We start from the raw sequence: 22,458 nt of genomic DNA, 5'->3' as shown, positions 1-22,458 counted from the left end.
ATGTTCTTCACTTAATTTTAAAAATGAGGTATAAAAAAACCGATGCTATACGAGGTACAGCTCCGGTTTTAAAAATCATATAGTTGGACCCTTAATAAATAAGGTGTCTGTTATCTTCTATCTCCTTGCTGTTTTTCAAAGCTTCAATGATAGGACTTGTTCTAGGATTCATCAGAGAACGTGTTCTCTTTTCGGTTTCTTCTTTTGCTACACCCCTGTAAGATGGAAGCGGCTGTGCTTCATTCTTTTCTAAAAGTTGAATGACATACACCCCTGTATTCCCCTGTAAAGGCTGAGAGGTATTTCCCTCTTGCATTGCAAAGGCAGCTCCAACTATTTTAGGCTCTCTACCAGCACCTGGAACAATAGGGTTGCTCATGTTAATTGAGCTAGCCTTTTGTTTAGTGACTCCAAAACTTGAAGCAATAGAAGTCAAGTCTGTACCTGTAATCTCAGATTTGATCTGTTCAGCTTGTTTCTGTTTTTTTAGAATTGGTGTGACTACAGCAGAAGCTTCTTCAGGACTCATTAATCCTTTCTTGCTTTTCTTAGTTACTCTGGCTACAATATAACCACTTCCAGTATCAAAGCTTTTGACGTCACCTACTTTAGTTTCTTCTTCGAAAGCCCACTTTACGATGGATCGTTGTCTGCCTGCACCTGGAATACTTTCGTCTAGCTTATTGATACCATTAACAGGTTTCACTGTTTTATTAAGAGAATCTGCTTCGGCGCGGAAATCTCCTTCCTTAGCAGCTAGCTCAAACTTACTAGCAGCACGATATAATTCGTTTAATGTTTTTTCTGAAGGCTCAACAGTTTTTGTCACTGTCGCCAACTTAATCACATCTTTAGGTGAAGTTCTATCTTCCACGTAAATTACGTGATATCCGAAATCTGTTTCAACGACCCCATAACTATCAACTCTAGCTTCGTCAAAAACATAATCATTAAATGCTGGCACTAAAGCTCCATAAGTAATCCAATCTAAATCTCCTCCATTGGCCGCACTTTGTCGATCTGAAGAAAATTCTGAAGCTAATTCTGAAAATTTACTAGGATCTCTTTTGATTACTGTGGTAAGGCTATCAGCAAGACTCTTAGCCTCTTCCTGTGTTCTGGTCACTGAACCATCTACCCGAGTCCCATCATAAGTTACTAGTATGTGACTAGTCTTTACAGAATCTGGTTTTTGGGATCTTTCCAGAAGTTTTGTCAACTTATAGTTTTCGTTTTCAAAATAAGGCCCATACACCTCATTAAGATCTAAATTGAGAAGTTCTTCAGCAAATTCTCCTTGCACGTTGTATTCAAAAATATAGTTATCGTTGAAGGGAGTTTCAGAATTAACTGCTAAAAACTCTTCAACGTTATCTGTTGTATTGAAATTTTGTTCTTCGCCAGATATCAATTTTTCAATTTCAGACTTTACAGCTGCATTATCATCTTCAGAAGGCTCTTCGTTAAAAGAAACGTATTCAATGTTTCTTTTAGCTTCTTGCTGAAAACGTTCTTTATGAGCATTGATGTAATCTTGAATATCTGCTTTAGAGATTTCAACATCATCAGCTTTGTTAAAAGGAATTTTTACGAATTCAAAGGTCAGGTTATCGTTTTCCTGATGGTACACCTGCTGTCCTTCTAAAAGGGTAGCCTGAACACCAGCTCTTACCATATTGAAGTAAAGCTGAGATTTGGCATTCACCTCCATAGATTGTTCGAAATTCATCCATTGTTGGTATTGCTCTGGTGAAGTCACCTTTAATTCTGCAATAAATTGCTTCAATTTTGCTTCATCAAAAAAGCCAGCTTCATTAGAAAATCTAGGATCTCCAGCAAGTTGTTCTGCCATGGCATCAGTTATTTGATCGGCACCAACTTCCAGACCTAACTTTTCAAACTCCTGCTTAAGCAGTTTTCTTCTTAAGTTATTTTCCCACGCTTGCTTAGCAGCTTGTAGTGAACTCACTCTTCCCTGGCTTTGTTGTACAATAGTTTCAACTTCGGCAGCAAATTCTTCTCTACCGATCTCTTCATCACCAACTACACCCACAGTATTTGACGCTTTATCTGAGGTAAAGCCACCGTTTCTAAACAAGTCTGTCAACACAAAAGCAAAAAGTGCTAAAGCGATGATAACTATAAGAAAAACTGTACGTTCTCTAATTTTACTAAGTATTGCCATTTTAGGATATTTTAAGAAATATAGGGGGCGAAAATAAGATAATTAGCCCATATATAAAACCTTGTTGTTCAAAATATTTATTTCAATTAACAAAGTAGAAAAACACATCTGGACAAGAGGAAAAGACTTCTATTTTGAACGCTATTCACCGGTGTCCACCTTCACAGATACGAGTTCAATTTTTTTATTAGAAGCCTCAATAATTTTTATGGTGAAATGATCTATGCGCACCTCTTCGCCTTCATCGGGAATTTCTTCTGTGGTGTTAACGATCATCCCTCCTAAAGTTTCGTAGTTTTCACTTTCAGGAAGGTTTAAATCATATTTTTCGTTGATGTAATCCACATCCAGTCTTGCAGAAAATTTAAACACATTATCTCTAATAATTTCTTCAACCAAAATAACGGAGTCGTGCTCATCTTCAATCTCCCCAAAAAGTTCTTCAACAATATCTTCTACGGTCATCATACCACTTGTTCCACCATATTCATCTACCACTACAGCAATACTTTTTCGCTTTTTGATTAACGAATTTAAAATCTCTTTCACCAACATGGTTTCTGGTACAAATACTACTGGCATTAATATACTCTGTATATCTTTAGGTTGTCGAAACATTTCGAAAGAATGGATGTAGCCAACGATATCATCGTTGCTTTCTTTGTAAACCAGAAGCTTAGATAGCCCGGTTTTTGTAAAGATTTCAGTTAGATTTTTGGTGTCTTCAGATATATCTACAGCAACAATCTCATTACGAGGAATCATCACTTCACGAGCTTTCACATCTGAAAACTGAAGAGCGTTTTGAAAGATTTGGATCTCAGAATCAACATCCTCTTTAGACTCTAAGGTTTCCATTTGTTCATTGATGTAATCCCCAAGTTCAACCTTACTGAAATTGAGCTGAACTTTATCGCCTTCAATCTTGAAAATATTTTTAAGAATTATATCAGATACCCAAATCACAAAGCTGGAGACAAAGCTAAAAAGGTAATAAAATACAAAGGCAGGAAGACTAAATACCTTTAGCAAGACGTTAGCGTAAATCTGGAAAAACACTTTAGGAAGAAACTCTGCAGTAAAGAGGATGACTAATGTAGAAATTAAAGTTTGTGTAAATAGGCTGGCATCCGTGATGAGATAACTTAGAAATTCATTTTGAACTGGCTGCATAGTTGTAAACCATTTCATAATGAGGTCTCCCATAAAAAACCCGTAAACAACTAAAGCTATATTGTTACCAACAAGCATCGTAGCGATAAACTTTGATGGCTTTTTGGTTAAGGTTTTGAGAACACTCGCAATGAGGTCTGTCTTGTTTTTCTGAAGCTCAATATGAACTTTATTGGAGGAGACAAAGGCTATTTCCATTCCAGAAAAAAAAGCCGAAAGGAGTAAACACAAGATAATAATGAGGACTTCAGAGCTCATTACTTGTTGTTTTTATTTTCAATTTTTTTTCGAAATCTTCTTTTGAAAAAAAACATAAACACAGCTATTACAGAGAAGAAAAGGTAAAGATAAGCTCTGCTTTCGCTTTCTGCCCATACGCGAATAGCTTCTATGATAAAAAATATAGCAAAGGCTATATAAGCAAACTCAAAATATTTGAAAAACTTCATTACTCTTCTATGTATTGGATTCCTGTATTGGATCTGGAATTAAAAGTACTAAATTTCTGATCGGAATCAAACCCTTCGCCCTGGTTTCTAGCTCCGTTAGGAAGTTGTAAATTATAAGAATAGTCGGTAAATAACCATTCCTGCTGTTGATCCCAATATAACTGAGGTCCTGTTAAGATTGTACTGTCTGAGGTGACGATTTTCACATTGGTTCTCAGGTCAATGAGGCCAGTTTCTAAATATTGAACGGCATAATCTGAATACACCGTATTTTTACTAGAGTCGGCTTCAAAAAAATCCAACTCGATGCCTTTTGGAAATTCTCGAAAGGGAAATGTTCTATTGGAATAATCCAGCATGACGGGACTTCTTAAGTTGGCTTTCACAGCTCCACTGTCTGTATAGAACAAATTAAGATCGTAAACTTTAGATTGGGGCTCAAGAAAGTCTTTCTCCATGTCTTTAACGTTCTGGAGATTTCCTTCACAAGCAAAAAGCATTGCTGTAAATAAAACTACAGCAATGCTTTTTAAATAAACTGAGTGATTCAATGTCATTTTAAAGGTTTGGAACCGTCACGCTCTCACCAATCCAACAGTTTGAAAATGATATTTTCTTACCTGCAGCATCTTCCTGGAAGATGTCAGATTTTTGTGGCGCTCTACCTTGATAACTTTCTACAGTTGCAGATACAGTTGAACTTAGAGAAGGATCTACACGACCAGCTCTTTTCGCATAATCTGCTGCCAACCAGTACACCGCTCTTTTCTCGAAGACAGATGTTCCACAATTGTTGGCACTTTTCGCATACATTTCTGCAATTTTTAAATAAGCTACACCCATAGATGGCTTGTTGTCCAATGCTCTTCTGTAGTAAGATCTCGCCTGAGAATAACTTCCCTGAGCCTTATAGTTATTGGCGATTCTATAGTAAATTCTAGATTTTCTAGATTTATCTTTAGCTAGCTCTGCTGCCTCGTTTAAGTATTTTAGGGCTTTAGCTCTATCACCCTCAGCTTCTGCTAACTGACCTAAAGAATAAGCAGAGTTTGCCGATGGCTCCATTTTGTGAAGGGCTTCAGATACTTTGAAGAACAAAGGATCTTCTGTACAGTCTTTTGCCGATAATCTGGCGTTAGCATTTCTTAACCACTTGACATCAGACTTCTTCTCGTCAAAATCTTTGTTATATAGAGGGATTAAGTTATCACAATCGGCTTTAGATCCTAATAAAGAATTCACACTGCCTTTAATCTTAGTGTAGTTTCTCAAGTAGATCTCAGAATTCTTAAGGATTCTAGATTCTCTTGAGGTCAACTCTTCCTGTGCTTCTTGCTTTTCGATAAGTGGTCTGGCTTCAGCAGCCTTTTCGTTCTCTTGAGTTTCGATCAAGTCGATTACCTCGTCATACTTATCAAATAAGAATTGAATATCTCTTTTACCTGCATCATTAAGCTCATTGGCGATTCTAAAATAAGCGTAAATGGCAACAGGAGATGCAAAATTCGCTTTGTCCGCCTCCGTAACATCTTCAAACGCTTTTAATCTGTCTTCCAGAGTTCCAACTTCATTTTTGTACTTGATCATGGCGATGTCAGAATAGACATCTCCTTTCTTTGTTTTTTGTGGAAACTTTTCCAGACGCATCATTTGGTTATCGATGTATTCCTGAACCAATTCCATTTTTCGTTCTTTAGTTTCAGCATCATCAATCATTCCTTCCAGCATCTTCTCTCCGCGTTGATAAATCAAAATGTTGGCATCTGAGCAGTTTTCTAACAACTGCTTATATTTAGGGTAAGCATCGCTAAAGTTATTGACTTTGGCACTTTCGTTAAACAAACTCAGTGTCACATTACAATCTTGAGCACTAGCCACGTTGAAAGCGAAGCATACTCCTAAAAGTGTAAAAGCAATTTTAGACTTCATAATTTTAAGTATTTAATTATATTTAGATTTAATGAACCATTTGTCGTTAAAAGAGAAACTCATGAAAACGCTAATAAAGTTTTCCTGAATTAACCCGTTATCTGTTGTCCCTCTTTCAAAATATTCAACTCCTATGTTGGCATTGGTAAATACCCGACCGGCAGGTAAACCTAAACCAAATGATATGCCAAACTCGTTTATATCCTGTCCCTGATACTCCAATCCTGTTTCTTCATACCTCATTCCTGCTCTGTAAACGATTCGTTTAAAGTAACTTACAGGGTCGTTATACCTTGGAATAAAATATCCTCCAAATTTAAACACATTGGATTCGTTTTGGACTACCTCGGGACCAAAATTGTAAGCTAAAGCTGAAAAATCACCTGCGGAATAGTTTTCATACTCCAGTCCTGCATACCATTTTCTATCCTGACCTATTCCAAGACCAAAGGCATACATCTCTGGCAATTCAATTTGAGAGTCTTCTATTTCTGCTTCAAATTGTTCAACTACAAGCTCTGCTTCATTTTGCCCAAATTGAATAGTCGCTAGTTCTCTCCTCCTGCTTACATCTAGAGATGAACCTGCTTCATACCTCCCCGAAGCTTTAAGCGTTAGTTTATCAGTGATGTCCAAATCGTAAAGCGCACCTGCATCAAAAGAAAGACCGCTGATATCGGTAAAATTTGTTTCCCTGGAAGAAAACTGAACGCCATCTCTAATCAGAAGGGCCTTATTTTCTATATCTCCAAAATTATAATTTGCTGTGGCACCCAGCCTTAAGTTTCTAAGAGGCTCAAAGCCTACAGAAAAATAAACCGTATTGACCCCACCCCTTCCATCAAATCTGGAAATTCGGGTAGTCGTTACCTCTTCTAATTCGTATCCTACTGCACTTTTTGGCTTCACACCAAAACCTACGCCTAATAAATTAAAAGGAAGGCCTATGGCTACATAATCTAGGGTTATATAATCTAAGTTGGAAGAAGCGGACTCTGTCTCCAAGTTTACATTATTGTAAGTACCTCCGGCAGTAAAAGTAGTCAGTTTCAAGTCTGAATAGGCCGCAGGATTTCTTAAATTAAGGTGAATAGAATCTCCCAGTGTAGAAAGGCCACCCATGGATCTGTTTTCTACAGTTCCTCTAAAGGCTTTGGTACCTATTCCTAAAAAAGAGTAGGGTGATGATGAGCCTTCCTGTGCTGATACAGAAGTGACACCAAATAAAATTATCGAGACAAATAGAGTAAACCTTGTGAACATTAATTTGAGTTGAGTTGTAGAATTTTATTTAATCCTTTCAATAAAAAATTAGGAGTCGCAAATATGCTATTTTTTATAGATGCTGACAACAAATAATAATCCCCACCTGTTAAAACCACTGTTAAATCTTCATAATCAGCAAGATAATCGTCAATATATCCATCTATTTCATAGCAAATGGATTTAAAAACTCCAATTTGCATCGCTTTTTTAGTCGATTTACCAATGTAATTAGAGTCTTGAACGCTTTCGGTGATCAAGGGTAATTTTCCTGTAAAGGTATGCATAGCCTTAAACCTCATTTGTAAACCAGGAGAGATCGCTCCACCATGGTATTTGGAATTTTGGTCTATAAAATCATAGGTAATACAGCTGCCTGCATCGATCACCAAAACATTGGACTTTGGAAACTCACCAGAGGCAGCAGCAACAAGTGCAATCCTATCCAGACCAAGTGTAGCAGGTGTGGTGTAAGTGTTGATGAAGTTGAGCTGACTTTCATGCGAAAATTTTATTACCTTTAAATGACTTGCGAGAAAGTCCTCAAGTTTAGGAAAAGGCTTAGCAGTAGAAGAAATAATAGCGTTTTGGAGATGAAAGTCAGGATTGTTGATTAGATCCTGAATCTGATCTTCCAGATCCTGATGATCTAAGGTAAGTTTAAGAATAAGTTCATCGGCATTGAACACAGCGAGCTTCGCCTGTGAATTGCCGATATCAACGATTAGATTCATACTTAAATTAAAGCTCAAAGATAAGGATAAGAATATTTCATCTTTTCTTTTGTTTAATTAAATAATGGTTTTATATTTGCCCCCGCAATAAAACTGGTGCCTTAGCTCAGTTGGTAGAGCAAAGGACTGAAAATCCTTGTGTCCCTGGTTCGATTCCTGGAGGCACCACCTTTTAAACCTCAACGTTCACTCGTTGAGGTTTTTTTTTGTTTTCAGCTTAAAATGTCTATAACTATATCTAGCAAGGTATTCTCAACAAAGATCGGTTCCTGATTCTCCTAAAGCTCTAAAAATTAGAGCAATTACATAAAAAGTCCCGTCTCAAAATCTTCATGATTTTCATATTTTGAGACAGCTTCATTTAGTTTTGAAAATCACCACTCCCATAAAACGTGTATAGATTTGTAATTAAAAATTATTTAGACAAAGCTTCCTAATCGATTCCAGGCTAAAGAATTCCAAAAAAATATCTAAAATAGATAAGTCTAAAACAATATGTTCTATCTGGCGTGATTCAAATGTGTAAGTTTATCGCTACGTAATGTAAGATTAGCTCTGCGTAGGACCTCAGCTGCATTTTAACTAAGAAACTTCTGGTGAAGCGTTTTAAAATCCCTCATATTTTTATTTTCCTTTTTTGGATTATTGTTAGTTGTTCTTTGCTAACCTATGTCATACCCAGCGGAAGTTTTGAGCGAGAACAAAAAGACTATGGTGAACTAACACAAACAGTTATTGTACCTGACAGCTACAAAGAGATTCCAAAAAATTACTCATTACAAGCTGCATTGGTGAACGAGACCGTAGAAGGTAAATCCTCACCTGTTTCTGTATTAGGCACTTTTAGCGCCATACCAAAAGGACTTGCAGACTCGGCCGTACTTGTCTTTTATCTTTTTATAATTGGCTCCGTGTTTACAGTTGTCCAATACACTGGAGCTATTAATGCGTTTTTATTTGCACTGATTGCAAAGTTCAAAAACAAGCCAAAACTACTATTGTTCCTGGTCTATATGACGGTCTTTTCTGCATCTTCTTTTATGGGGATATTAGGTGAATCTATCGCCCTGATTCCAATTTTTTTGTTTTTGTCTAAGAGTTTAGGATACGATCGCCTCTTTGGTTTCGCCCTCATCAGTATACCTCTTTTTTTAGGCTGGAGTTCTGGGGTGACCAACCCCTTTACGGTCCAAATCTCACAAATAATCGCAGAGCTCCCCATTGGTTCGGGTATGGGGTTTCGATTCTTCATTTACTTAGTGTATGCAGGCGTTGGTTTTTACTTCATCATTCGCTACGGTAATAGAATTAAGAAAAACCCCTCTATGAAATCGATGAATAATGATGACTTTAATTTAGCTGAATTTGGGTCGTTTGAAAAAGGGAAATTGGAACTAAAGCATATTTACATTCTACTTTTCTTTGTCTTGTCTTATGCCGCCATACTCCTTGCTGTTCAGTTGATAGGCTGGGGATTGATTGAGATGAGTGGGTGTTTTATAGGGATGCTCATCGTTATCGCCATGATAGCAGGAATGTCTGGCGATGAGTTGATGAAGGCCTTTACCAAGGGCCTTAAAATCATGATTGTGCCTGCACTAGTCGTAGGGATAGCTCGCGGTATTTCTGTCGTTCTTGAAGAAGGGATGATTATTGATACAATCTTGTATCATTCCAGTGAAGCACTGTTGACTATTCCGACAGTCTTTGCAGCGGAAGGCATGTTGTTTTTTCAAACCTTGTTGAATTTCTTTATCCCATCAGCATCTGGTCAGGCCTTAGTCTCAATGCCTTTGATGACACCACTGTCCGATATTTTAGGAATATCAAGGCAAACGGCCGTGTTGGCTTACCTGCTCGGCGACGGACTTTCCAATCTTATTATCCCTACCAACGGAATACTGATGGCTATGATAGGAATGGCTGGAGTTTCCTATCAAAAATGGCTTAAATTCATTTTTACCCTATTTATTGTCGTTATGATTTTAGCCCTGGTGTTCATAGTTATTGCAGTCCTTATGGGTTATTAAGGTTTAAAACTTACAGATGGAAGATTTAGAAAGCTCAATTACCATAAAAGACATTGAAACAAAAGCTTCATAACAAGTTGTTCATTGTGAGGTATATAAACTGTATTTCGAGTGATTCCTACGAATATCGGGATCGTATCGAGAACTTATTCATATCGAAAAATTCTTATTCTCGATACAAATCTCACTCATTTCACTTGTGAAATTCACTCGAATTGACAGAATTTTTAATAATCCGAAATAGCTATCATTCATTATAAATTTAGGATACAACTAAACTCTAAAAGGCAGCATTAAATTATAGGTATAAAAAAATCCCCTGTTGAGATCAACAGGAGATTTTTTATAGCTTAGAAATTGCTTATAATTCCTCGTAGCCCATATTATAAAAAGTAAAGGCAAAAATATCAGCGTATTCCTGAATGATTTTAGAAGTTGGTTTTCCGGCTCCATGACCTGCATCGGTTTCGATACGAATCAAAGTTGGGTCGCTACCAGCCTGCTTGCTTTGTAATTCTGCAGTAAATTTAAAACTATGTGCTGGTACTACTCTGTCATCGTGATCTCCGGTAGTCACTAGAGTTGCAGGATACTCAGTTCCTTCTTTGACGTTATGTAATGGTGAGTAACCTTTGAGATACTCAAACATCTCTGGATTATCTTCTGACGTTCCGTAATCGTAAGCCCATCCAGCACCTGAGGTAAAGGTGTGATAACGTAGCATATCTAAAACTCCTACTGCTGGTAAGGCGACCTGCATCAAGTCTGGGCGTTGCGTCATAGTTGCGCCTACCAAAAGTCCTCCGTTGGACCCTCCGCGGATGGCTAATTTTTCTGACGACGTATACTTTCCATCAATAAGGTATTCTGCCGCAGCAATAAAATCATCAAATACGTTTTGCTTCTTCATTTTAATGCCTGCATCATGCCACTCTTTGCCGTATTCACCACCACCACGTAGGTTGGCCACAGCATAAATTCCTCCGTTTTCTAACCAAACGGTGTTAGCAGTGCTAAACGAAGGCGTCAAAGAAATATTAAAGCCTCCATAACCATATAGCATGGTAGGGTTTGTACCATCAAGCTCAATTCCTTTTTTATGGGTGATGATCATCGGAATCTCAGTGCCGTCTTTAGACGTATAAAAAATTTGCTTGCTCTCGTAAGCTTCAGTATCAAAGTCGATGTTTGGCTTTTGATAGACCTCGGCAGAGCCATCTTCAGGATTGAATTTGTAGATGGTTCCCGGAGTGGTATAATTAGTAAATGAAAAGTAGAGAGCATCAGCTTCTTTTTTTCCTCCAAAACCACCAACAGAACCAACGCCTGGAAGCTCAACCTCTCTCACTAAATTTCCTTCATAATCGTATTGTTTGACTTGCGATACGGCATCTACCATATATTCAGCAAAGAAATACCCAGCTCCTGTAGACGGGGAAAGCACATGCTCGGTTTCCGGAATAAAACCCTCCCAGTTTTCAGGTTGAGGAGCGCTGGCATCTACGGTTACGATCTTACGGTTAGGCGCGTTCATGTCGGTCACGATAAAAAGCTTACTACCCTCGTTTTCTATGATAGAAACATCATTATCGTATGAATCGACAACATCGACAAATTCTGAATTGTCCTGAGTTAGATCTTTGATCATTAAACGGTTTCCAGAAGTAGATTTAGATGCAGAAACAATTAGATAGCGATTGTCTTCGGTTACACCACCAGACACATACCTGTGTTTTTCTTCCTCTGTTCCCCCGTAAATCAATAAATCATTATCTTGAGAAGTACCTAGTTTATGGTAGAATAATTTATGTTGATCTGTTTTCGCGGACAGCTCACTGCCATCTGGTTTATCGTAGCTAGAGTAATAAAAGCCTTCGTTTCCTTTCCATGAAATTCCACTGAATTTGACGTCTACAATCGTATCTCCCTTTTGTGCTTTAGTTTCAGCGTCAAGAATGATAATTTTTCTCCAATCGCTTCCTCCTTCAGAAATGGAATAGGCAAGCAACTCACCATCTTCTGTAAAGCTCATGCCTGCCATAGAGGTGGTTCCATCTTCGCTGAAGGTATTAGGGTCTAAAAAGACTTTTGCATCCTCTGGAGATTCATCATTTTTATAGCGGTAATACACATACTGATTCTGTAAACCATCATTTTTAGAAAAGTAAGTATACTCTCCTCTTTTAAATGGTGCCCCAATCTTCTCATAGTTCCAGACTTCAGATAAACGCTCTTTTAAAGAATCCCGGTAAGGAATGCTTTCCAAATAACCAAAGGTTAACTCGTTTTGAGCTTTCACCCACTCTCCAGTTTCGTCACTTCGGTCATTTTCTAACCAGCGATAAGGATCTTTTACTTCGGTGTCAAAATAGGCATCTACCGTATCGACTTGTTTGGTTTCGGGATAGGTCAATGTGGCTTGATTTTTTTCGCCTTCGCTACAGGAAGCCAAAAAACAGGCTGCTGCAACAGGCATGAGAATTTGTTTCATAGGATTATATTTTGAAGTAAATATAAATAAACCTCAAAAATATATCACTCTCTCGTTTTAATGTGTAATTCTGATACAATAAACGCCTTTCAAATAAACAGGAAAGGCGCTTACATTACTCCGTATATGTCGGTTATGCTTTAAAGCGAGTATCTACTAAGAATTCGGCGATTTGAACTGCATTAGTAGCTGCTCCTTTCCTTAAATTATCAGAAACAATCCACAGGTTAAGCGCATTGTCTCGGGTGAAGTCTCTACGAATTCTACCAATAAAGACATCGTTTTTACCTTCAGCATAAATCGGCATCGGATAGGTATTCACACTAGGATTATCCTGAAGCGTAATACCATCGGTTTCGCTTAGTAGTTTTTTCACATCAGAAACTTCAAAGGCGGTTTTGAATTCGATGTTCACCGATTCCGAATGTCCACCAACCACAGGAATTCTCACCGCAGTAGCTGCTACTTTCACACTATCGTCTGATAAGATTTTTTTGGTTTCATTAGTCAATTTCATCTCCTCTTTGGTGTAATCATTATCCATAAAGACGTCACAATGCGGAATAGCGTTTTTATGAATAGGGTAAGGATAGGCCATTTCACCGGTTTTACCAGCGTATTCGTTTTCTAGCTGCTCGACAGCCTTAACTCCGGTTCCTGTGATCGACTGATAGGTAGAAATCACTACTCTATCGATTTGAAAAGCTTTATGAAGAGGCTGTAAAGCCATGACCAATTGAATTGTAGAGCAATTAGGATTAGCAATAATCATATCCTCTTTAGTAAGTTCTGAAGCGTTGATTTCGGGGACAACCAGTTTTTTGGTAGGATCCATTCTCCAGGCCGAAGAATTATCGATCACGGTAGTACCAACCTCAGCAAACTTCGGTGCCCATTCTGTGGAGGTGTCGCCTCCAGCAGAAAATAAGGCGATTTCAGGTTTTCGTTTCACTGCGTCTGCAAGGCTTACAATCTTGTAAGTTTTTTCCTTATAAGTAATGGGTTTACCAACAGACCTTTCGGAGGCCACTGGAATTAACTCAGTTAAAGGAAAATTTCGCTCCGCTAAAATCTGGAGCATGACTTGGCCTACCATCCCGGTAGCACCGACTACAGCTACTTTCATTTGAATTTGCTTTAATTTAAGGTTATAAAGCCGCAAAAATAATCTTTATAAAAGAAGTAAATACTGGTTTTTGAAATAATATAGAGTCTATTAACAACCTCTGAATCGGAGAATTAGTTTGTTCAGCTCGACTTAAGTACTTTTGCAAAAAATTATACGCTTTGAATTATTTATCAGTAGAAGAAGTTTCTAAGTCTTATGGCATGCTTGAATTGTTTGACAACCTTTCATTCGGTATAAGCCAGGGACAGAAAATAGCCTTAATTGCCAAAAACGGAACAGGTAAAACCACCTTACTAGATATCATTTCGGGCAAAGAAGCGCCTGATAGCGGGCAGGTAGTTTACAGAAAAGGAGTGAAAGTAGGGTTTTTACCCCAGGAACCTGATTTGGAGCCCACATTAAGTATTGAGGAGACCATCCTTTCTTCTGATAATGAAATTCTTGGCATTATCAACGCCTACGAAAAGGCTCTTCAAAATCCAGATGATACTGAAGCTTATCAAAAAGCTTTCGACCAGATGGAGGCCAAACAGGCCTGGGATTTTGAAACTACTTACAAGCAAATCTTATCCAAACTAAAGTTAGACGACCTCAGCAAAAGAGTTGGCGACCTGTCTGGTGGACAAAAGAAACGCCTGGCTTTAGCCGACTTGTTACTTGGAAAACCTGACCTACTGATTTTAGATGAGCCCACCAATCACCTGGATCTGGAAATGATTGAGTGGCTGGAAGAGTTTTTGAGGAGTGAAAATCTAACCTTATTTATGGTGACTCACGACCGGTATTTCCTGGACAGAGTCTGTAACCATATCCTAGAACTCGAGGATAAAACGCTCTATAGCTATAAAGGCAACTACAGTTATTATGTTGAAAAAAGAGCCGAACGTATTGAAGTAGAGCAAACCACGACGGCCAAAGCCAAGCAACTCTATAAAAAAGAGCTAGACTGGATGAGACGACAGCCGAAGGCAAGAACGACCAAGTCCAAATCCAGAATAGAAAGCTTTGGAGAAATAAAAGAACGCGCCAGCAAACGCCGGAATGACCACAAAGTCGAGCTGGAAATCAATATGGAACGGCTCGGTTCCAAAGTGTTGGAGATGCACAATATTTCCAAAAGCTTTGAGGACAAAACCTTGTTTAAAAATTTTGAATACATCTTCAAAAAGAATGAGCGCATCGGAATTATTGGTAAAAACGGAACAGGAAAATCTACGTTTTTAAACGTGTTAACCGGTGGCATCGCCCCAGACCAGGGTAAAGTCGTTCATGGAGAAACTTTAAAAATCGGTTACTACACCCAGGGGGGTATTCAGGCTAAAGAGGGCCAGAAAGTAATTGATGTCATTAAGGACTATGGAGACTACATACCCTTAGCGAAAGGACGGCAAATCTCGGCTTCTCAACTGCTGGAGAAGTTTTTATTTGACCGTAAAAAGCAATACGATTTTGTCGAAAAACTGAGCGGTGGTGAGAAAAAGCGGCTTTACCTCTGTACGGTTTTGATTCAGAATCCTAACTTTTTGATTCTGGATGAACCGACCAACGATCTTGATATTGTAACGCTGAATGTGCTGGAGAATTTCCTCCTGGACTTCCCCGGCTGCTTGATTGTCGTGAGTCACGACAGGTATTTCATGGATAAAATCGTAGATCATCTCTTTGTATTTGGGGGAGGTAAAATCACTGATTTCCCTGGAAACTATTCAGATTACCGAGAGTTGAAAGCCCTGGAGCTGGAAGCAAAGTATGAAGAAAGCAGTCAGTCTTCTTCAGATGCTGGCACCACGAAATCCAAGCCAACTACAGATCCTAAAAACAAGCTCAGCTTTAACGAGCAAAAAGTGTATAAAAAACTGGAAAAAGAGATCAACACTCTGGAAAAGAAAAAAGAAAAGCTAGAAGCCGAATTTTTAAAAGATTTGACTCCCGAACAAATTAAGGAGAAAACCATTGAGCTTCAAAATCTCTCTAACGAGTTAGAAGATAAAACGGAGCAGTGGTTTGAATTATCGATGAAAATGGAAGCTTAAGCGTTTTCCTTTTTTTGCTTTTCTTCTCGTTCTTTCTTCGCGGCTTTAGAAATATAATAGATCACAAAACCTACCAAGCTAGCGATCACCAAGCCAAAAATAGCCGTCATGATAAAGGCACCATTGGACCAATTAACGAATATTGTTTGTAAAAGCATGTCTGTAAATTTTTTTACAATTTTACGCTGATGATGCTTCAAAAAGTATGATTTTTGTCAGTTAAAATCAACTTAAACAGAATGTGGTTTAAAGCAAAAGCCTATTTAAAATTTTTGTGGCATTCCAAAAATCAGCACGGCATCCACTCCCCTTTTGTCTATCATTTAATTACAAGATGTTTTTACAACAGAGATGATTTAAAAGTTTATAAGCTTTGGGACACCGTGCAAAAACAAGCTCTAAGTTCGGAAGAAATTCTTGAAGTTGAAGATGTTGGGGCTGGGTCAAAAGTTTTTAAAGGCAGCGTGAGGCCTGTGTCTAAGATAGCAAAGTACGTTTCGATATCCAGAAAACGAGCTCGGCTAATGATTCGCTTGGTCGATTATCTTTCTGTAAAAAATGCCTTGGAGCTAGGCACCTCCATTGGATTAGGAAGTGTAAGCATTGCTGGAAATGAAAAAGTAGATTTAAAAACTATCGAGGCGTGTTCGGCGACTTCAGTATTTGCTCAACGCCAATTTGACAAGTTGAAACTAACTAAAATAACCTCAGTTAATTCTTCTTTTGCTGAAAGTCTAGTGGAGCTAAAATCAGAAGAAAAATTCGACTTAGTCTTTATCGACGGGCACCATGATGGTGAAGCCACATTAAGCTACTTTGAAAGTCTCTTGAAGCACAAACATAATGATACCTTGTTTATTTTTGATGATATCCACTGGTCGCCATCAATGGAGAAGGCCTGGGAGATGATAAAAGCACATCAGGAGGTCCAAGTCACAATCGACACCTTCCAGTGGGGACTTGTTTTTTTTAGAAAAGAACAGGTAAAACAGCATTTTGTAATCCGGGTATAATTTTCACTTTTGTTGAAAACTGACTATGTTTACAGCATAATCTAAGTTTATGCTCGATCAATTTTCACCAGATATGCAATTCATCATCGTTATTGTGATGATTTCGATTCTATTTCTTTTGGTTTTGTTGAATAACAAACGCAATAGGACGAAGCGATACGATAGAAAAAACAGGAATTTTAGAAGGAATTTTTACGAGAAAAAACAAAACAAAAAGGAAGATTAAAAAGGCTTTACAGCGATAGATCTCTCCTGAAAATCTGAGTTTTTCTAGTATCTTTGCGCGCAATGACAAAAGCTGAACTCACAGAGAAGATCTCAAAACACCCCGCTCTACTAGAGCTAAGAGAAACACTGGTTTCTAGTGAACGTACTCAAATCCATCTCAAAGGCCTTATCGGTTCCGCCACTTCCTTCGTACAGGCCGATGCATTTCATGCCTCCGAAAGTCCTTTTCTTTTAATATTTGATGATAAAGAAGAAGCAGCCTATCACCTCAATGATCTCGAACAGCTGGTCGACGAAAAAAATGTGCTATTCTATCCAGGAAGTTACAGAAGGCCTTACCAAATTGAAGAAACCGACAATGCAAACGTCTTATTGAGATCGGAAGTACTCAACCGTATCAATTCCAGAAAAAAGCCGTCCATTATTGTTACCTATCCCGAAGCCCTTTTTGAAAAGGTAGTCACCAAAAAGGAGTTGGACCGTAGCATCCTTAAAATAAAACTGAACGACGAACTTTCACTGGATTTCGTCAATGAAGTCCTTTTTGAATATAAATTTAAACGTGTCGATTTTGTAACAGAACCTGGAGAATTTTCGGTGAGAGGAGGTATCATTGATGTGTTCTCATTTAGTAACGATGAGCCCTATAGGATTGAATTCTTTGGTGATGAGGTGGATAGTATTCGTGCTTTTGATGTAGAAACTCAATTGTCTACCACGCAAAAGAAACGGATCGACATCATGCCCAATGTGGAGAAAAAACAGCTGGATGAAGTCAGACAATCTTTTTTAGATTACATCAGAGATTCCACTACTGTATTTATCAAAAATGTGGATGTACTGACTCAAACTTTAGACACGCTTTTCTCTAAAGCTGAAAAAGCTTTTTCAGAACTTTCGGAAGACATAAAGCACAGTAAACCCGATGAATTGTTTTGCAAAGGATCTTTACTAAAAAAACAATTGCTTGATTTCACAGTGGTTGAATTTGGAACTCAGGCTTTACTTAGTCCTAAAGAAACCATCCTTTACCCTACAACTCCGCAGCCCTCGTTTAACAAAAAATTCGATTTGCTCATCGAGGATTTAAATTCAAAGCATGAAAAGGGCTACGAAAATATCATTCTCTGCACCAGCGACCAGCAGGCTAGGCGTTTCAAGGATATTTTTGAAGATCAAGAACAGGCTGTACATTATAAGACCTTAGTCCATTCCATGCACCAGGGCTTCATCGATGAAGTGAATATGCTGGTGTGTTATACCGATCATCAGATTTTTGACAGATATCATAAATTTCATTTGAAGAATGGTTACGCCAAGAAACAAGCGATCACACTAAAGGAATTAACCAGTCTCGAGATTGGAGATTATGTGACCCATATCGATCATGGGATTGGAAAGTTTGGCGGACTTCAAAAAATTGATGTAGAGGGCAAAATGCAGGAAGCTGTCAAATTGATTTATGGCGATAGAGACATCCTCTACCTCAGCATCCATTCCCTGCATAAGATTTCAAAATATAATGGAAAAGACGGTAAGCCCCCTCAGGTTTACAAACTTGGAAGCAAAGCCTGGAAAAGCTTAAAGAAAAAAACCAAAGCCAGGGTAAAAAAGGTGGCTTTTGATTTGATCAAGCTCTACGCCAAGCGACGCTTGGAGAAAGGGTTTCAATATGGTCCAGATTCTCATTTCCAACATGAGCTGGAAGCCTCTTTTTTATATGAAGATACACCAGACCAAAGTACTGCTACTCAGGATGTGAAATCCGATATGGAAAAGGAACAACCTATGGACAGACTGGTCTGTGGCGATGTAGGTTTTGGTAAAACTGAAGTAGCGATTCGTGCGGCCTTCAAAGCGGTAGATAATGGAAAGCAAGTCGCTGTTTTGGTACCTACTACCATCCTGGCATTTCAGCATCATAAAACCTTTTCGGAACGCTTATCCGAATTTCCTGTGACCGTGGATTACCTCAACCGATTCCGAACAGCTAAAGAACGCAAAGGCGTGTTGGAAGGCTTGGAAAACGGTAGTGTAGATATTGTAATTGGCACTCACCAGTTGGTGAATAAAGCGGTAAAGTTTAAAGACCTTGGACTTTTAATCATTGACGAAGAGCAAAAATTTGGCGTCTCTGTAAAAGACAAGCTAAAGACCATCAAGGCCAATGTAGACACCCTTACATTGACGGCCACGCCGATTCCAAGAACGCTTCAGTTTAGCTTAATGGCCGCGAGAGATCTATCTACTATCAAAACCCCACCTCCCAATCGTTACCCGATAGAAACTCATGTGATTCGGTTTTCTGAAGATCAGATTCGAGATGCGGTGTCATATGAAATTCAAAGAGGCGGCCAGGTCTTTTTTATCAATAACAGAATAGAAAATATCAAAGAAGTAGCGGGACTTATTCAGCGCTTGGTTCCCGATGCCAAAATAGGAATAGGTCATGGACAGATGGAAGGCAAGAAACTGGAAGACCTGATGCTTAGGTTTATGAACAATGAGTTCGATGTTTTAGTGTCCACCACGATTATTGAAAGTGGTTTGGATGTGACCAATGCCAACACTATTTTGATTAACGACGCCAATAATTTTGGCATGTCCGACTTACACCAGATGCGAGGTCGGGTTGGACGAAGCAATAAAAAAGCCTTTTGCTACCTCATCACTCCTCCTATGACGATGATGACCGATGACGCCAGAAAACGTCTAACGGCCCTGGAACAGTTTTCAGATTTAGGAAGCGGGATAAACATTGCCATGAAAGACCTTGAAATAAGGGGTGCAGGAGATTTGCTTGGTGGAGAACAAAGCGGTTTCATCAGCGATATTGGTTTTGATACCTACCAAAAGATTCTTAACGAAGCTATACAGGAGCTGAAAGACAATGAGTTTAAGGAGGTTTATCAGGATGAAGAAAATGAAGAGGATAAAGTCTACGTGATAGATGCTCAGATCGATACCGACTTTGAGATTCTGTTTCCAGACGATTACATCAACAGCATCAAGGAGCGATTGAGCCTCTACACCAAACTCAATGGCATTTCAGATGAAACCGAGCTTCAGAAATTTGAAGACGAACTAAAGGATCGCTTTGGAGAGCTCCCAAAAGAAGCGCAAGATTTGGTAAATAGTGTCCGTTTAAAGTGGATTGCTGCCAGTGCTGGCTTAGAAAAATTGGTCTTGAAAAAAGGAAAAATGATAGGCTATTTCTTATCTAATCAGGATTCCGGATTTTATAATTCAAAACGCTTCAGAGACATCCTCACCTACGTTCAGGCTCGTCCAAGACAGTGCCAAATGAAGGAAAAAGAAACCAGAAACGGACTGAGATTACTCCTTACTTTTGACAATGTAAACTCAGTTGATAAAGCTTTGCAACTATTGCAACCCCTGGAGCAAAAAGAGGAAATCTTACCCTAAATCTTCTAAGTAGATAAACTGTAAATAAAATTTTGTTCAATCGTTGTTTTTTAAAATTAAAGCGGATTGTACTGGTAGACTGGTAAACTGGTAAACTGGTCAACTGGTCAACCAGTCCACTCCTCTTCCTTCAATAGACCAACCAGACTTTCTCGCCAATGAGGGACTTTACATTTGAAAATCTCTTCAACTTTGGACTTATCTAGTACACTAAATTTAGGACGTTTCGCTTTGGTTGGATAAGAGTACGTCGCTTTTAAATTTACTTCTTTGTCCAATTGTTGTTCTTCCAGGATAAGTCTGGCAAAGTCATACCAAGTTGCTTCGCCCGTGTTGCTATAATGGTAAAATCCAAACGCATCAGACTGGGACTGAATTAAATTCAGAATAAATCTTGCCAGATCGTTGGCATTGGTAGGCGTACCGATTTGCTCGGTGGTGATATTCAATGCTGCTCCTTCATTAGCTTTCTTCAGGATGGTATTAAAAAAGTTGTGGCCAAATTCAGAATAGAGCCAACTCGTTCTTAGAATAAAATAATGTTCCAAGTGTTCAGAAATCATTGCTTCCCCCTGAAGCTTAGAGTCCCCGTATACATTAATAGGATTTACTGAATCTGTTTCTGAATACGGACTCAGTTTTAAACCGTCAAATACATAATCAGTAGAGATGTGAATAAGTTTGGTGTGAGAAGCTTTACATTGTTTCGAAAGTGATTCAACTGCTTCAGTATTAACCTGAAAAGCTAAGTCTTTTTCTTCTTCTGCCGCTTCCACATTGGTATAAGCCGCACAGTTAACACAATAATCAATTTTTTTTGAGCTGAAGTAAGTTCCCAATTGTTCGTGGGAAGTAATGTCTAAGGTTTGTGAAGACTCGAATAAAAACTCAAAGTCCTGAAACTTATCCGCGTGCTTTTGAAGGCATTTACCTAATTGGCCGTTGGCTCCTGTCACTAATATCCTCATGAGTTTAAGTAAGAGTCAAGGGTTGGAAGATTTTGATCTTTATCTGAAACGATCTGCTCTTTCTTCGGAATATGCCAATCGATAGCTAAGGCTTCATCCTTATATGAAATACCGCTTTCAGAAGCTTTATGATAATAATTATCGCATTTGTAAACGAAAATAGCTTCAGAAGACAAACAGGCAAAACCATGCGCAAAACCTCTTGGAACAAACAATTGGTGATTGTTCTCTCCTGTCAAAATATAACTGAATTGTTTGAGGTAAGTTTCTGAATTTGGCCTCATATCAACCACTACATCCAAAACTTTACCTTGAGCGACCCGTATCAGTTTAGCTTGAGAAAATTCGCCCGTTTGAAAATGCAGGCCACGAATAGTTCCATATTGTGAAATTGACTGATTGTCCTGTACAAAGTCAATGTCTAAACCTGTGTGTTTTTTAAACGTATTATAATTGAAGCTCTCAAAAAAGCTTCCACGTTCGTCTTTAAAAACTTTTGGTTCTATAATAAAACAATCCTTGAGCGGGGTTGGCTTAACGGTCATTTACTTTGGGTTTATATTTTTAGCATAGCCACTTTTCAAAAAGGGCTCTGTAATGTTATGCAATTGATCTTTAGAGATAAAGCCCATTTTGTAAGCCGTTTCTTCAATAGAACCAATTTTAAGGCCCTGGCGTTCTTCGATGACCTCTACAAATTGTGAAGCCTGCATTAGAGAATTGAATGTTCCAGTATCCAGCCAGGCCGTCCCTTTATCAAGAATACTCACGCTCAATTTACCGCGTTGAAGATAGGCATTGTTAACATCAGTAATTTCAAGCTCTCCTCTATCACTAGGCTTAATTGATTTTGCAATATTAACTACGTCATTATCGTAGAAATAAATCCCTGGAACTGCGTAATTGGACTTAGGTTGTTTTGGTTTTTCCTCGATTGAAATGACCTGACCTCGTTCGTTAAAATCGACCACACCATAACGTTCTGGATCGTGAACGTGGTAAGCATAAATGATACCTCCATCTGGATTGGTATTGTCTTGCAGTAGCTGCTCCAGGCCTGTTCCATAGAAAATATTATCTCCTAGGATTAAAGCCACTTTGTCATCTCCTATAAATTCTTCTCCAATCACAAAAGCTTCTGCCAGTCCATTAGGTTCAGCCTGAACTGCGTATTCAAATTTGCAACCAAGGTCAGTACCATCTCCTAGGAGCTTTTCAAAAAGTGGTAAATCGTTGGGGGTAGATATAATTAAAATCTCTCTTATTCCCGCCGACATCAACGTCGACAAGGGATAGTAAATCATCGGCTTGTCGTAGATCGGCATCAATTGTTTACTCACAGCCAGAGTTAGAGGGTGTAATCGAGTTCCAGAGCCTCCTGCTAATACGATTCCTTTCATAAGACAG

Annotated in this window: 18 protein-coding genes and 1 tRNA gene; 6 read left to right on the top strand and 13 right to left on the bottom strand. The window is 38.6% G+C overall.

Annotation, left to right across the window (positions count from 1 at the left end):
- Positions 1-91 precede the first annotated feature (91 nt).
- From F598_RS0102345 to F598_RS0102315, 7 genes are all read right to left on the bottom strand, one after another.
- Positions 92-2,185, bottom strand: coding sequence for a peptidylprolyl isomerase (locus tag F598_RS0102345; protein WP_019037411.1), 2,094 nt, complete (start codon positions 2,183-2,185; stop codon positions 92-94).
- A gap of 141 nt (positions 2,186-2,326) precedes the next feature.
- A complete protein-coding gene (locus F598_RS0102340; RefSeq protein ID WP_019037410.1) occupies positions 2,327-3,616 on the bottom strand; it encodes a hemolysin family protein in 1,290 nt (429 codons plus the stop codon).
- Positions 3,616-3,807 (bottom strand): hypothetical protein, encoded by a 192-nt coding sequence (locus tag F598_RS15785; protein ID WP_019037409.1) that lies wholly within the window; start codon positions 3,805-3,807, stop codon positions 3,616-3,618. Before F598_RS15785 ends, F598_RS0102340 begins: the two co-directional genes overlap by 1 nt.
- Complete coding sequence (locus tag F598_RS0102330; protein WP_019037408.1) at positions 3,807-4,364, bottom strand: hypothetical protein; 558 nt, start codon at positions 4,362-4,364, stop codon at positions 3,807-3,809. The genes F598_RS15785 and F598_RS0102330 overlap by 1 nt, the downstream gene beginning before the upstream one ends.
- Position 4,365: 1 nt before the next feature.
- Positions 4,366-5,736: a tetratricopeptide repeat protein gene (locus tag F598_RS0102325; protein WP_019037407.1), complete on the bottom strand. Its 1,371-nt coding sequence runs from the start codon at positions 5,734-5,736 to the stop codon at positions 4,366-4,368.
- A gap of 12 nt (positions 5,737-5,748) precedes the next feature.
- A complete protein-coding gene (gene bamG / locus F598_RS0102320) occupies positions 5,749-6,999 on the bottom strand; it encodes a BamG family beta-barrel-assembly machinery protein (RefSeq protein WP_019037406.1) in 1,251 nt (416 codons plus the stop codon).
- A complete protein-coding gene (locus F598_RS0102315; RefSeq protein ID WP_019037405.1) occupies positions 6,999-7,733 on the bottom strand; it encodes a type III pantothenate kinase in 735 nt (244 codons plus the stop codon). Before F598_RS0102315 ends, bamG begins: the two co-directional genes overlap by 1 nt.
- A 95-nt stretch (positions 7,734-7,828) precedes the next feature.
- Between F598_RS0102315 and F598_RS0102310 the strand changes: the two genes are divergently transcribed.
- Together F598_RS0102310 and F598_RS0102305 are read left to right on the top strand one after the other, a co-directional pair.
- Positions 7,829-7,901 (top strand) — tRNA-Phe (locus tag F598_RS0102310).
- Between the two features lie 428 nt (positions 7,902-8,329).
- On the top strand, positions 8,330-9,763 hold the full coding sequence (locus F598_RS0102305) for a YfcC family protein (protein WP_019037404.1): 1,434 nt from the start codon (positions 8,330-8,332) through the stop codon (positions 9,761-9,763).
- A gap of 361 nt (positions 9,764-10,124) precedes the next feature.
- Here the strand turns inward: F598_RS0102305 and F598_RS0102300 are convergent, their stop codons facing one another.
- Complete coding sequence (locus tag F598_RS0102300) at positions 10,125-12,254, bottom strand: prolyl oligopeptidase family serine peptidase (RefSeq protein WP_019037403.1); 2,130 nt, start codon at positions 12,252-12,254, stop codon at positions 10,125-10,127.
- Positions 12,255-12,387: 133 nt separating this feature from the next.
- On the bottom strand, positions 12,388-13,380 hold the full coding sequence (locus F598_RS0102295; RefSeq protein WP_019037402.1) for an aspartate-semialdehyde dehydrogenase: 993 nt from the start codon (positions 13,378-13,380) through the stop codon (positions 12,388-12,390).
- Positions 13,381-13,541: 161 nt separating this feature from the next.
- On the opposite strand from F598_RS0102295, the gene F598_RS0102290 reads away from it, so the two are divergent.
- Positions 13,542-15,416 (top strand): ABC-F family ATP-binding cassette domain-containing protein, encoded by a 1,875-nt coding sequence (locus tag F598_RS0102290; RefSeq protein ID WP_019037401.1) that lies wholly within the window; start codon positions 13,542-13,544, stop codon positions 15,414-15,416.
- On the opposite strand, the gene F598_RS15415 is transcribed toward F598_RS0102290, so the two are convergent.
- On the bottom strand, positions 15,413-15,574 hold the full coding sequence (locus tag F598_RS15415) for a hypothetical protein (RefSeq protein WP_169334098.1): 162 nt from the start codon (positions 15,572-15,574) through the stop codon (positions 15,413-15,415). The genes F598_RS0102290 and F598_RS15415 overlap by 4 nt on opposite strands.
- An 81-nt stretch (positions 15,575-15,655) precedes the next feature.
- Between F598_RS15415 and F598_RS0102280 the strand changes: the two genes are divergently transcribed.
- The 3 genes from F598_RS0102280 (at position 15,656) to mfd (ending at position 20,083) form a co-directional block, all read left to right on the top strand.
- Positions 15,656-16,429 carry an O-methyltransferase gene (locus F598_RS0102280; RefSeq protein WP_019037399.1) on the top strand — a complete coding sequence of 258 codons (774 nt, stop codon included), beginning with the start codon at positions 15,656-15,658 and terminating at the stop codon, positions 16,427-16,429.
- Positions 16,430-16,478: 49 nt separating this feature from the next.
- On the top strand, positions 16,479-16,655 hold the full coding sequence (locus tag F598_RS15410; protein ID WP_169334097.1) for a hypothetical protein: 177 nt from the start codon (positions 16,479-16,481) through the stop codon (positions 16,653-16,655).
- A gap of 62 nt (positions 16,656-16,717) precedes the next feature.
- Positions 16,718-20,083, top strand: a complete 3,366-nt coding sequence (gene mfd / locus F598_RS0102270) for a transcription-repair coupling factor (protein WP_019037397.1) — start codon at positions 16,718-16,720, stop codon at positions 20,081-20,083.
- Between the two features lie 107 nt (positions 20,084-20,190).
- On the opposite strand, the gene rfbD is transcribed toward mfd, so the two are convergent.
- From rfbD to rfbA, 3 genes are read right to left on the bottom strand one after another with little or no spacing between them, the layout of a single operon-like run.
- Complete coding sequence (gene rfbD, locus F598_RS0102265) at positions 20,191-21,051, bottom strand: dTDP-4-dehydrorhamnose reductase (RefSeq protein WP_019037396.1); 861 nt, start codon at positions 21,049-21,051, stop codon at positions 20,191-20,193.
- Positions 21,048-21,596, bottom strand: coding sequence for a dTDP-4-dehydrorhamnose 3,5-epimerase (gene rfbC, locus F598_RS0102260; RefSeq protein WP_019037395.1), 549 nt, complete (start codon positions 21,594-21,596; stop codon positions 21,048-21,050). Before rfbC ends, rfbD begins: the two co-directional genes overlap by 4 nt.
- Positions 21,597-22,451 carry a glucose-1-phosphate thymidylyltransferase RfbA gene (gene rfbA, locus F598_RS0102255; protein ID WP_026302463.1) on the bottom strand — a complete coding sequence of 285 codons (855 nt, stop codon included), beginning with the start codon at positions 22,449-22,451 and terminating at the stop codon, positions 21,597-21,599.
- Between the last annotated feature and the right edge of the window lie 7 nt (positions 22,452-22,458).

This window comes from Psychroflexus tropicus DSM 15496, assembly GCF_000378765.1.
Taxonomy (GTDB): domain Bacteria; phylum Bacteroidota; class Bacteroidia; order Flavobacteriales; family Flavobacteriaceae; genus Psychroflexus; species Psychroflexus tropicus.
This window is presented reverse-complemented; position numbering and strand designations above follow the sequence as displayed.